Origin of the sequence: Micromonospora avicenniae (assembly GCF_900156065.1) — a bacterium.
GTDB lineage: Bacteria > Actinomycetota > Actinomycetes > Mycobacteriales > Micromonosporaceae > Micromonospora > Micromonospora avicenniae.
The window spans coordinates 71,952-82,929 of the sequence record NZ_FTNF01000025.1; the positions used below are offsets into that span (position 1 = coordinate 71,952).

General features: G+C 67.5%; 13 protein-coding genes. 6 read left to right on the forward strand and 7 right to left on the reverse strand.

All coding sequences use genetic code 11. The annotated features are described in order from the left end of the window. The first annotated feature begins 7 nt into the window (after positions 1-7). Positions 8-1,885: a Na+/H+ antiporter NhaA gene (gene nhaA, locus BXA10_RS26305; RefSeq protein ID WP_076473551.1), complete on the forward strand. Its 1,878-nt coding sequence runs from the start codon at positions 8-10 to the stop codon at positions 1,883-1,885. 117 nt (positions 1,886-2,002) lie between these two features. Here nhaA and msrA read toward each other — a convergent pair whose 3' ends face one another. Continuing rightward, positions 2,003-2,509, reverse strand: a complete 507-nt coding sequence (gene msrA / locus BXA10_RS26310; RefSeq protein ID WP_076473534.1) for a peptide-methionine (S)-S-oxide reductase MsrA — start codon at positions 2,507-2,509, stop codon at positions 2,003-2,005. Between the two features lie 9 nt (positions 2,510-2,518). Further along, positions 2,519-2,998: a peptide-methionine (R)-S-oxide reductase MsrB gene (gene msrB / locus BXA10_RS26315; RefSeq protein ID WP_076473535.1), complete on the reverse strand. Its 480-nt coding sequence runs from the start codon at positions 2,996-2,998 to the stop codon at positions 2,519-2,521. Between the two features lie 405 nt (positions 2,999-3,403). Between msrB and BXA10_RS26320 the strand changes: the two genes are divergently transcribed. From BXA10_RS26320 to BXA10_RS26340, 5 genes are all read left to right on the forward strand, one after another. Continuing rightward, positions 3,404-4,177: an SDR family NAD(P)-dependent oxidoreductase gene (locus tag BXA10_RS26320; RefSeq protein WP_076473536.1), complete on the forward strand. Its 774-nt coding sequence runs from the start codon at positions 3,404-3,406 to the stop codon at positions 4,175-4,177. Positions 4,178-4,394: 217 nt separating this feature from the next. Beyond that, positions 4,395-5,312: an NADP-dependent oxidoreductase gene (locus BXA10_RS26325; RefSeq protein WP_076473537.1), complete on the forward strand. Its 918-nt coding sequence runs from the start codon at positions 4,395-4,397 to the stop codon at positions 5,310-5,312. Positions 5,313-5,380: 68 nt separating this feature from the next. After that, complete coding sequence (locus BXA10_RS26330) at positions 5,381-5,836, forward strand: GNAT family N-acetyltransferase (protein WP_084753328.1); 456 nt, start codon at positions 5,381-5,383, stop codon at positions 5,834-5,836. A 33-nt stretch (positions 5,837-5,869) separates the two neighbouring features. Next, positions 5,870-6,337 carry a GNAT family N-acetyltransferase gene (locus tag BXA10_RS26335; RefSeq protein WP_139338155.1) on the forward strand — a complete coding sequence of 156 codons (468 nt, stop codon included), beginning with the start codon at positions 5,870-5,872 and terminating at the stop codon, positions 6,335-6,337. A gap of 76 nt (positions 6,338-6,413) precedes the next feature. Beyond that, the gene (locus BXA10_RS26340) at positions 6,414-7,358 is read left to right on the forward strand and encodes an NADP-dependent oxidoreductase (RefSeq protein WP_076473539.1); all 945 of its coding nucleotides are present in this window, start codon (positions 6,414-6,416) and stop codon (positions 7,356-7,358) included. A 146-nt stretch (positions 7,359-7,504) separates the two neighbouring features. On the opposite strand, the gene BXA10_RS26345 is transcribed toward BXA10_RS26340, so the two are convergent. The 5 genes from BXA10_RS26345 to BXA10_RS26365 all read right to left on the reverse strand — a co-directional run. After that, entirely contained in the window at positions 7,505-7,915 is a 411-nt protein-coding gene (locus tag BXA10_RS26345) for a GNAT family N-acetyltransferase (RefSeq protein WP_084753331.1), read from the reverse strand. A 223-nt stretch (positions 7,916-8,138) separates the two neighbouring features. Then, positions 8,139-8,432, reverse strand: a complete 294-nt coding sequence (locus BXA10_RS26350; RefSeq protein ID WP_076473540.1) for a DUF6510 family protein — start codon at positions 8,430-8,432, stop codon at positions 8,139-8,141. Between the two features lie 2 nt (positions 8,433-8,434). Continuing rightward, on the reverse strand, positions 8,435-9,148 hold the full coding sequence (locus BXA10_RS26355) for an FAD-binding oxidoreductase (protein ID WP_217696854.1): 714 nt from the start codon (positions 9,146-9,148) through the stop codon (positions 8,435-8,437). After that, on the reverse strand, positions 9,145-9,741 hold the full coding sequence (locus BXA10_RS26360; protein WP_076473542.1) for a sulfite oxidase-like oxidoreductase: 597 nt from the start codon (positions 9,739-9,741) through the stop codon (positions 9,145-9,147). Before BXA10_RS26360 ends, BXA10_RS26355 begins: the two co-directional genes overlap by 4 nt. A 394-nt stretch (positions 9,742-10,135) precedes the next feature. Further along, positions 10,136-10,978 (reverse strand): DUF4396 domain-containing protein (locus BXA10_RS26365; RefSeq protein ID WP_217696855.1); only part of this gene is annotated, 843 nt, incomplete at its 5' end.

Consider the following 10,978-nt stretch of genomic DNA (forward strand, 5'->3'; position numbering starts at 1 on the left):
AACCAAGATGAGCGACCGAAGCATCTGGATGGGAAGTCTCGCGGCACCGCTGCGGTCCTTCCTGCGAACCGAGTCCGGCAGCGCCGGTGTGCTCGTGGCCGCCATCGTCGCCGCACTGCTTTGGGCCAACATCGACGTCAGCTCCTACGAAGCCGTCTGGCGTACCCAACTCTCCCTGCGACTCGGGCCCCTCGAGCTCTCTCGCGACCTGCACACCTGGATCAACAGCGGCTTGATGACGCTGTTCTTCCTGGTCGTCGGCCTTGAGGCGCGACGCGAGTTCGACCTCGGCGACCTGCGCGACCGGCGACGTTTCGTGCTGCCCAGCGTGGCCGGCGTGATCGGCATGCTGATCCCGGTGCTGATCTTCCTGGTGATCAACCACGGCGGGCCGGGCGCGCACGGCTGGGGCGTGGCCATGTCGACCGACACCGCCCTCGCGCTGGGCCTGCTGGCACTGCTCGGCCGGGGCGTGCCCGACCGGGTCCGGATCTTCCTGCTCACCGTGTTCGTGGTCGACGACCTGATCGCGCTCGTCGTCATCGCTCTGGTCTACAGCGACGACATCAAGATGATGCCCATCGTGGTGGCCGTAGCGGCGTTCGCGGTCATGCTGGCCATCCGCGCAGCCGGCATCCGGCGTGACTCGGCGTACGTGCCGGTCGCCGTCGTGATGTGGGGCGCGCTGCTGGTCAGCGGAGTCGATCCGGTGGTGGCCGGGCTGGCCATCGGGTTGACCGCGTTCGCCTACTCCCCCGGCCGAGCTGAGCTCGAGCAGCTCAGCGGCATGTTTCGGTCGTTCCGCGAACAGCCGACGCCCAGGCTCGCACGGACGGCCTCGCTCGGACTCGCGAACACGCTGTCGCCCAACGACCGCCTTCAGCGCATCTACCACCCCTGGTCCAGCTACGTCATCGTCCCGCTGTTCGGCCTGGCCAACGCTGGCATCAGCATCGACGGTCCGTTCCTGAGCCGGGCGTTCACGTCGCCTGTCACCTGGGGCGTGCTGCTCGGGTATGTCGCCGGCAAGCCGCTCGCCGTGATCGGTACCTCTGCCGTGCTCACCTGGATCTCACACGGCCGCATCCGTCCGGCTGTGGGGTGGGCGGGCGTGCTCGGCAGCGGCACGATCGCCGGTGTCAGCTTCACGGTGTCGCTTCTGGTCGCCAGCCTGGCCTTCACCGGCGATCAACTGGCCGAGGCCAAGGTCGGGGTGTTCAGCGCCGCGATCGTATCCTCCGCGCTGACCTGGATCGCGTTCCGCGTCACGAACATGCTGCCCAACGACAAGCGCATCCGAGCGCTCTTCGGCGATGTGACGGAGCTGATCGATCTCATCCCAGAGGTCGACGAGAGGTACGACCACGTCCGCGGCCCGGCCGGCGCGTCGGTGACGCTGGTGCAGTACGGCGACTTCCAGTGCCCGTACTGCGGGAAGGCCGAGCCGGTCGTCCGGCAGTTGCTGGGCCACGCCGACCTGCGTTTCGTGTGGCGTCACCTGCCGCTGTCGGACATCCACCCGCACGCCCGGCTCGCCGCCGAGGCCGCGGAAGCGGCGGGCGCCCAGGGCAAGTTCTGGCAGATGCACGACCTGCTGCTCGACCACCAGGACAAGCTGAACATCAGTGACCTGATCAAATATGCCGTCGACCTCGGTCTGGATCAGGAACGCTTCCACGACGATCTGATCAGCCAGACCCACGCCGAGCGCATCGAGAGCGACATCGACTCGGCCGACAGGAGCGGAGTGTCCGGCACGCCGACGTTCTTCATCAACGGTCGCCGCCACTACGGCGCGTACGACATCACGACCCTGACCGAGGCCATTCGTATGGCCCGAGCCCGGGCCCGCCTCGGCCGCGAGGCGCCAGCGACCCGGGAGTAACGCGTTCGACGGCGCAGGTGAGCACGGTCCAGGCCGTTTGTCGCGTGGCCGGCCTTCTGGCGAGCCGCCGGGGGAAACGGACCGGCGCGCGGACCCGAGGTCCGCGCGCCGGAGATGTCAGGCCGTCGCCCGCTTCGGGAGCTTCCACCCGGGGCGAGGGAAGTGGCAGGTGTAACCGTTGGGGTAGGTCTGCAGGTAGTTCTGGTGCTCGGGCTCGGCCTCCCAGAAGTCGCCTGCCGGGGTTACCTCGGTGACGACCTTGCCCGGCCACAGGCCCGAGGCGTCGACGTCGGCGATCGTGTCCTCGGCGACCCGCTTCTGCTCGTCGTTGGTGTAGAAGATCGCCGAGCGGTAGCTCGTGCCGATGTCGTTGCCCTGGCGGTTCTTCGTCGACGGGTCGTGGATCTGGAAGAAGAACTCGAGCAGCGCGCGGAAGTCGGTCTTCTCGGTGTCGTAGATGACCTCGATGGACTCCGCGTGGGTGCCGTGGTTGCGGTAGGTGGCGTTCGGGACATCGCCGCCGCTGTAGCCCACGCGCGTGGACACGACGCCGGGCTGGTGGCGGAACAACTCCTCCATGCCCCAGAAACAGCCTCCGGCGAGGATCGCCTTCTCGGTGCTCACGTCGTCTCCCTACTTGTCGTCGGTGTCAGGGTTGGTGTCACTCGTGAACAGGGTGCGGTATTCGCCGTACCCCGCGTTCTCCAGGTCGTCGAGGTGGATGAACCGCAACGACGCCGAGTTGATGCAGTACCGCAGTCCACCCTTGTCGCGGGGACCGTCGTTGAAGATGTGGCCGAGGTGACTGTCGCCGTGCAGCGAACGGGCCTCAACCCGGATCATCCCGTGGCTTGAGTCCTCGCGCTCGACAACGTTCGTCCTGGTAATCGGCTTCGTGAAGCTCGGCCAGCCGGACCTGCTGTCGTACTTGTCGACCGATGCGAACAGCGGCTCGCCGGACACGACGTCGACGTAGATGCCGGGCTCGTGGTTGTCCCAGTAGGCGTTCGCGAACGGACGTTCGGTGCCGTCCTGCTGGGTGACCCGGTACTGCTCCGGGTCGAGCCGCGAGACCGCCTCCGGGCTCTTGTGGTACTGGGTGTGCTGGGACACAGCTCTCCCTTCCCGGCCTTTCGGCGCAGAGCTGAGGAACCAGGCGAGATGCGCCTGGACACGCATACGTACAGACGCCTTACGGGCCGCTGGTATTCCCGCAGGACCCATCTTTTATGGACCATCAGGTCCCGGGAACATGCCCGGCGATGGCCGGATGAGCGCCGCTGTTACGGCGTACCGCCTGGGTGCCTCGATTCCACAGTAGCATCCGCTCGGTCCCGGAACTGGACTTGACCGACCAGTTCCAGCGCGGCTAGGTTTCGGGGCGTCCGACTCGGTGCCTCCGCTGGCGACGAACTGTCCGGCGTGCCCACCGGCGCCGAGTTCTACGGACGTCGGGCCACCCCGGGGAATCGGGTGCCGCCGACAAAACACGCGAATCGGTGGGAAGGACTAATTGGTATGAGTAAGAGTTTCGAGGGCCGCAAGGTCGTGGTCGTCGGCGGCAGCAGTGGCATGGGCCTGGCCACGGCCCACCAGGTCGTCGCCGGGGGCGGCACTGCCGTGATCACAGGTCGAGACCAGGACAAGGTGGGGGCCGCGGTCGAGGCCTTGTCGCAGCACGGAAAGGCATGGGGCATCACCGCCGAGCTGACCGACCGCGACCAGGTGCCGGAGCTCCGAAAGCAGCTCGCCGCCGAGCACGCCGACGCGACGCTGCTCGTCAACGCCGCGGGTTTCTTCATCCCGAAGGCGTTCAGCGAGTACGACGAGGCCTTCTACGACTCGTACAACGAACTCAACCGGGCGCTGTTCTTCATCACGCAGACCGTCGTCGCGGGCATGGTCGCCGGGGGCCGGGGCGGCGCCATCGTCAACGTCGGCTCGATGTGGGCGCACCAGGGCATCGCGGCGACGCCGCACACCGGCTACTCCGTGCAGAAGGGCGGCCTGCACTCGTTCACCAAGGCCCTCGCGATCGAGCTGGCGCCGCACAAGATCCGGGTCAACGCGGTCGCGCCCGCGGTCGTGAAGACGCCCCTGTACCTGGGCTTCGTCCCGGCGGACAAGTTCGATGAGACCGTCGACAGCTTCGACGGCTTCCACCCGCTGGGGCGTGTGGGAAGCCCGGAGGACATCGCGAACGCGGTGTCGTTCCTGCTGTCGGACCAGGCGAGCTGGATGACCGGCGCCATCGTCGACGTCGACGGCGGCATCATGGCCGGCCGCAACTGACCTCGAAACGGAAGGCCGGGACGGCGCCGGCGGGGCCTCGGCTCCGCCGGCGCCGTCCCGGCCAATTCGCAGTCGCGCTCGTTTCTCGAAACCCGTACGCCACAACCGCTACCGGTCGACGTGGTGAGACACCGAGGACCGTGCGCCGCGTGAAGGTGATGAACCGAAACCTGCACCTGAGGGTGCGGACCAGAACCTGGATACAGGGAGGCGCCGGATGAAGGCGATCGTAGTGACGGACGAAACCGCGGGAACGGCAGGGATGACGCTGGTGGAGCGGCCCGAGCCGGCGCCGGCGCTGAACGACGTCGTCGTCCAGGTTCACGCGTCGGGATTCACCCCGGGTGAGCTGACCTGGCCCTCGACCTGGGCTGATCGACTCGGCCGTGACCGGACCCCGTCGATCCCCGGGCACGAGCTGGCCGGAGTGGTCAGCGCGCTCGGCTATGGCACGACGGGACTGTCGGTGGGACAGCGGGTGTTCGGCCTCGCCGACTGGACTCGCGACGGCACTTTGGCGGAGTACGTGGCCATCGAAGCGCGTAACCTCGCGCCGTTGCCCGGCGACGTCGACTTCACGGTGGGCGCGAGCCTGCCGATCTCGGGCCTGACCGCCTGGCAGGGGCTGTTCGAGCACGGCCGACTCCAGGCGGGACAGAGCGTCCTCGTGCACGGCGCGGCCGGCGGAGTCGGATCGATGGTGACGCAGCTCGCACGCGAGGCCGGCGCCCACGTCATCGGCACCGGACGCACCGCCGACCGTCAGACGGCGCTCGACTTCGGCGCGCAGGAGTTCCTCGACCTCGACAACGACGCCCTGGAGGACGTCGGCGAAATCGATCTGGTGTTCGACGTCATCGGCGGCGACATCGGGAAGCGGTCCGCAGACGTGATCCGGACCGGCGGAACGCTGGTGACCATCGCCGGGCCGCCCGAGGCGCGACCCGTAGACGGCCTGGCGGTCGACTTCGTCGTCGTGCCCGATCGCGCCCAACTCGGCGAAATCGTCCGGCGGGTCCGGGACGGACGACTGCGGACGATCATCGGCAACGTCGCGACCCTCGACGACGCCGTCGCCGCCCTCAACCCGACCCAGCGGATCATGGGGAAGACGATCATCCGCGTCCGTCCGTGAGGACGTTGCACCTCCAAGCACGAGAACCGATCCGGGAGTGATCTGATGACCAGCAAGAGCGCAGCCTCATGACTGACCCGAGCGGGCAGGTACGCTCCGCCGAGCGCCCCGACGAAGCCGGACACGACGAGAACGGCACCCTCAGCGAGGACCAGGCCGTCCTCATCGACGAGGTGATCGACGCCTCGCACACCACCGCGTCCGGCTTTCGAGTCGTCCACGACGAGAACCGCGGCACCTACGACGCCATCGTCGGGGACCGAGAGGTGGCCGGGCTGACCTACAGCACGACCGGAGACGACCGAATCGTGCTACTGGGCACTTCGGTGTTGCCCGAGTTCCGCAAACAGGGCGTCGCCACCGCGCTGATCCGACACGTCCTCGACGACGTGCGCGCGCAAGGGAAGACGGTGACCATCCTGTGCGCGATCGTGCGCACCTTCATCGAGCACAACCCCGAGTACGCCGACCTCATCGACGTCAAGCACCCGGGAGTGACCCAGCGTCGCCCCCATTCGTCCTGACTTCCTATCAGCTCCTCGGCAGAAAGTGTGACAATGACGATCGATCTCGAGGCAGCCACTCGGGAAGAGAACAACGCGGCGCTCATCGCCGCATTGAACGAGACGAGTCCCAGCGAGGTGGAATCCAGCTGGGTGCTCGATGTCATCAACGACGCGGAGCACGGTCGGTGGATCGCCGCCCTCGGCGCCGAAGCGATCGCCGAGCTCCAGTATCGGTTCGTGGGCGGCCGTGTCGTGCTACTGACGACCTGGGTCGACCCCGCCTACCGCCACAACCGGGTGGCGACAGAGCTCATCGCTCGCGTGCTGGACGAGGTCCGCGAGAGTGGCAAGAAGATCACCGTCATCTGCCCGGTCGTGGGCAGGTTCATCGCCCGCAACCCGAAATACCTCGATCTCATCGACAAGGTTCATCCCGGCGCCGGCGCCTACCCGAAGCAGGAAACCACGGCAGGCGACCACGACGAGGAACTCACCGCGTTCGAGAACGACGTGCGGTAGCCCTCCGGCCTTCGGACGTCGTTCGAGTCGTCCAGCGGTCCGGGATGGACGAGAACTGAGGAAGAGGAGCATTTGAATGAAAGCGATCGTGGTAACGGACCGGACCGCGGGAACGGCGGGGATGACGCTGGTGGAGCGGCCCGAGCCGGACGTGGCGATGCTCGCCAGTCTCGAGGGCGCGAACTACGGCGATGTCGTCGTTGAAGTTCACGCCTCGGGATTCACCGGCAATGAGCTGGAGTGGCCCTCGACCTGGGTCGATCGCCGCGGTTTCTACCGGACTCCGTCGATCCCAGGCCATGAGGTGGCCGGGGTGGTCACCGCTCTCAGCTATGGCGCAACGGGGTTGTCGGTGGGGCAGCGGGTGTTCGGCCTCACCGACTGGACTCGCGACGGCACGCTGGCGGAGTATGTCGTCGTCGAGGCGCGCAACCTTGCGCCGCTGCCGGCCGACGTCGACTTCACGGTGGGTGCCGGCGTCGCGATGGCGGGCCTGACCGCGTGGCAAGGGCTGTTCGATCACGGCCGCCTCCTGGAGGGGCAGAGCGTCCTGGTGCACGGCGCGGCCGGCGCAGTCGGTTCGATGGCGACGCAGCTCGCCCGTCACGCCGGCGCCCACGTCATCGGCACCGGACGTGCCAGCGGCCGGCAGACCGCAGTCGACTTCGGCGCACACGAGTACGTCGACCTCGACAACGACACCCTGGAAGACGTCGGCGGAGTGGATCTGGTCTTCGACGTCATCGGCGGCGACATCCAGAAGCGGTCCGCACGTCTGGTTCGAGCCGGAGGAACGCTGGTGACCGTCACCGGGCCGCCGGAGGCGCGGCCCGCTGACGGCCTGGCGATCGACTTCGTCGTCGTGTCCGACCGCGCCCAGCTGGGGGAAATCGCGCGGCTGGTCCGGGACGGACGCGTACGCACGAACATCGGCACCGTCGCGGCCCTCGACGACGCCGTCGCCGCCTTCAACTCGACCCAGCCGACCAGGGGGAAGACGGTCATCCGCGTTCGTCCGTGAGAACTGGGGAACAACGAGTGTCCGGCCCTCCGTGCGGATCAGCGCCAACCGCGGGGAGGGCCGGTCGACGTCATCGACCAGCGCCGTCGCCGACGTCCGCGTCCTGGCCGGCCGAGTTCCGCGCGTTCAGCCGCGGACGATCTCACTCAATGCTGCTGCGCCGCTGCGTGCGACCCGGGGAATGCCGGGTCCAGCACGTCGGCATATTCCGGATGAGCATTGACGAATGCCGCAGCGAACGGACACGTGATAGTGGCGGTCTTTCCCTGCGCACGCAGCTCGTCGAGGACGCCGCCGATGAGCCTGCCGGCCACTCCCCTGCCCCGGAACTCAGGGAACACCGACGTCGCCGACAATACGACGCGGTTGCCGACCTTGTTGTAAACGAGCCCAGCGACAGTCCGGCCCCCTATAGCGGCCTCGTAGATGCCGAGCGCGCTGTTGTCGGTAATGACGAAGTCTTCCCCGTCGGGCGCGGTGGCGTCCGCCGCGTTCGAGTCGTGCAGATCGTTCTCGGCACTGGTCAACGTGACCATGTCCTCGGCGTTGGCCGCCATGTTGTCTCCTGAATCTCACCTTGGTCAGCCGTCCGGGAGTGCCCCGGTCAGGCCGAATGGTGCGGCAACAGTATCCCGCCGCGACCTGTTGCCAACTGAGGCCCGAGAGGCTGACTGGCGGCCGCCACCGCAAGGCGGGCATACCCATGGAGGGTGTTCGAGAAGGCTCGCCCGTCACCTGCGGCCGGCGCAGTAGGGCAGCACCTTCCCGAACACCCTCTGCTCAGGAAGTCGGCACCGGGAGGCTGAGCAGGAGCGATCCGCGCAGGTCGACCAGGACCCGGTCGGCCGTGCGCACCACGCGCATGACGACGTCCTCGCAGCCGGGACAGCGGGCGACGAGGCCGGGGGTTCGGTCGAAGACGCGCATCGCGGCCAGCGGACGGCTCGTCCGGCACCCGGCGCAGGTGAGCTCGGCAACGGTGAGGTCGGTGCCCATGACCTCGCCGAGCGGTCCGGCGAGGGCGTTACCGTCCACCCACGGTGCGTCGTCGGCTCCGACGTTGGTGGTCGACATGGTCATCCTCCGGTGGGTCCGAAACGTTCGGTACGGATGTTCGCGGGATCGTGGCCGATGTCGACGAGGAGGTCGGCAACGGCCTCGACGAATCCGGTAGGCCCGCAGACGAACGTCACGGCGTCGGCATCGCGGGGCCAGGCGACGCGGGCGAGGGCGTCCGCGTCCAGTCGTCCGGGTGGGGCCGGCCAGCCCGGGGGCGCGACCCTGGTATAGACGTACGTGACGTCGATTCGCCCATCGTCTGCGGCTCGGGCAGTTGCAAGATCCGCGGTGAACAGCGCCTCGGACGGGGATCGGGTCGAGTAGAGCAGCCTGGTGGGATGTGTCGCCGCACGCAGCATCGACATCAGCGGCGCCACGCCCGACCCGCCGCCGATCAGCAACGCCGGACGCGGATCGGCGGGTCGACGTACGAACCAGCCGCCGAGCGGTCCACGGATCTCGAGTTGATCACCCGGCTCCGCGACGTCGACGAGGTACGGCGAGACCTCACCGTCGGTCACCGCCTGGACGGTCACCTCGAGGCGGCCGGGTCCCGGGGCCGACGAGATCGAGTAGCTGCGGTAGGCCCGGTAGCCGTCGGGAGCCGTCAACCGGAGGTCGATGTGCTGGCCCGGCACGTGACCTGCCCAGCCGTCGACGTCGAGGACCAGGGTCCGTGCCGTCGCAGTCTCCGCCCGGGCGGCGGCGACGGTCGCCGGCTGCCAGGTCAATCTGCCTGGTACCGCTGCTCGCGCCACGGGTCACCATAGTTGTGGTAGCCGGCCGTCTCCCAGAACCCGGGTTCGTCGTCGAGACGCAGTTCCAGAGCGCGCAGCCACTTCGCGCTCTTCCAGAAGTACAGGTGAGGAACGAGGAGACGAGCCGGCCCGCCGTGCGCCGGAACCAGCGGCTCGCCGTCGAACTCGTACGCCACCCAAGCCTGGCCGTCGAGCAGGTCCTCGAGCGGGATGTTGGTGGTGTAGCCGCCGTAGGAGTGGGCGACGACGTACTCGGCCGCAGTTTCGACATCGGCCAGCAAGGTGTCCAGCGAGACGCCTCGCCACCTCGTGCCGAACTTCGACCAGTGCGTGACGCAATGGATGTCCACGGTCGGCTCGTCGGCAGGAAGGGCGGTGAACTCCGCCCATGACCACGTGCTCCGCTCGCCGCTCTCGGTGACGACAGCGAGTTCCCAGTCGTCGAGGCTGATGCGCGGCGTGGGCCCCGCCGACAGCACCGGGAAGTCGTCCGTGCGGTACTGGCCGGGCGGGAGGTTGGGGTCGTCGCGTCTGCGGCCGCCGAAGCCGCGTGTGATCAATGCCATGTGCCTCTCCCCAGGTGGCAGGGCGGCCGCGATTCCGCTGCCGCCCGTGCTTCCACTCCGCCGGTGGAAGTCGATGTGGTACCCGCCCATGACGTCATGGTCAGCGGGTCCCCGGTGATGAGATTCCCTGCGGTGGGAACGTGGTCCCCCACGACCCTGCGCAAATAAGTTGGACCATCACGTCCAGCATAGGGCGGCACGGCGTCGACGGGCAAACTTCGCCGACCGCCGCTGCCCTGAGCAGCAGCAACGCGTCCAACGGGCAGGCCGGGGATCTCATCTGACGAATCCCCTACAGGGCGTCGGGTGGACTGCTAAGTCCATCTGCGAGGCTCTGCCCTGCTGGTCGTACGACATGTCTTTGCCCTTGACACGCATGCCAGTCGGCGCTCGACTATCGCGCACGGCTCGGGCTGTGATCAGGCGTCATCTTGACTCCACGACGGACCAACCAGGCGGTTGCCGGCCAAGCGACGACGAAACCACTGGCCAGCCCGATTTGGATGACGAACCAGAATACCGGGCTCGACGGATCCGTTGCTGGCTCCGGGCCGGTGACATAATGTGAAATCGCCAACCAGATAAACAAAGCTATCTCGAAGGTGGTCACACCGAGCAGATCAGCTTTTGCGACATTCACCACCGCGTCCCGCATCCGCTGCCGGCCTCTGCGCACCGAGGTGATGTATCGGAACGTGACACCAACTACTAGCGCCCCTGAATAATCACTGATGTAGCTTGCCCACAGCGTCTCACCCGCCACGCTGACGCCACTGAAAGATACCACCAGCTCACCGAGGATGACGCCGAGAACGCAGTGGGCGCCGCAGTGACAAAGCCCGGTCAGAATGGCTATCTGCCGTGGCCGTGCCGGCGGCCTGCCGTGTCGCCGCTGCCACCGGGGCGACTGTGGCCTAGCCCAACGCCGGTACGCCGCGATGCCGGCCGGGCCCAGGTAGACGCCAGTCACGGCCCAGACAAACTCCAGGCTCTTGATCGGCTGGTGGTACCCGAGAATACGAATATCGGCGACGATCAAGGCCGAGCTGGCCAACCCCAGGCCGAGCGCGATCCACGACAGCAGCTCCAGCAACGCAAGTTGCATGGCTGCCCCCTTCAACCACACGAGATCACGACCTAGCTGTACTGCCCAGGGACGTTGGTTGAGGTTGTGTGACGACACGACGTAGATAGACGTGATGACGAAGGCCTCCGGTTGTGGAGTGGAGCTGTCTAG

Coding starts and splice junctions, on each gene's coding strand:
- BXA10_RS26320 (WP_076473536.1), top strand. CDS start 3,404: ATGAGTAAGAGTTTCGAGGGCCGCAAGGTCGTGGTCGTCGGCGGCAGC.
- BXA10_RS26360 (WP_076473542.1), bottom strand. CDS start 9,741: ATGGCATTGATCACACGCGGCTTCGGCGGCCGCAGACGCGACGACCCC.
- BXA10_RS26340 (WP_076473539.1), top strand. CDS start 6,414: ATGAAAGCGATCGTGGTAACGGACCGGACCGCGGGAACGGCGGGGATG.
- BXA10_RS26350 (WP_076473540.1), bottom strand. CDS start 8,432: ATGTCGACCACCAACGTCGGAGCCGACGACGCACCGTGGGTGGACGGT.
- BXA10_RS26345 (WP_084753331.1), bottom strand. CDS start 7,915: ATGGCGGCCAACGCCGAGGACATGGTCACGTTGACCAGTGCCGAGAAC.
- BXA10_RS26335 (WP_139338155.1), top strand. CDS start 5,870: ATGACGATCGATCTCGAGGCAGCCACTCGGGAAGAGAACAACGCGGCG.
- BXA10_RS26325 (WP_076473537.1), top strand. CDS start 4,395: ATGAAGGCGATCGTAGTGACGGACGAAACCGCGGGAACGGCAGGGATG.
- nhaA (WP_076473551.1), top strand. CDS start 8: ATGAGCGACCGAAGCATCTGGATGGGAAGTCTCGCGGCACCGCTGCGG.
- BXA10_RS26330 (WP_084753328.1), top strand. CDS start 5,381: ATGACTGACCCGAGCGGGCAGGTACGCTCCGCCGAGCGCCCCGACGAA.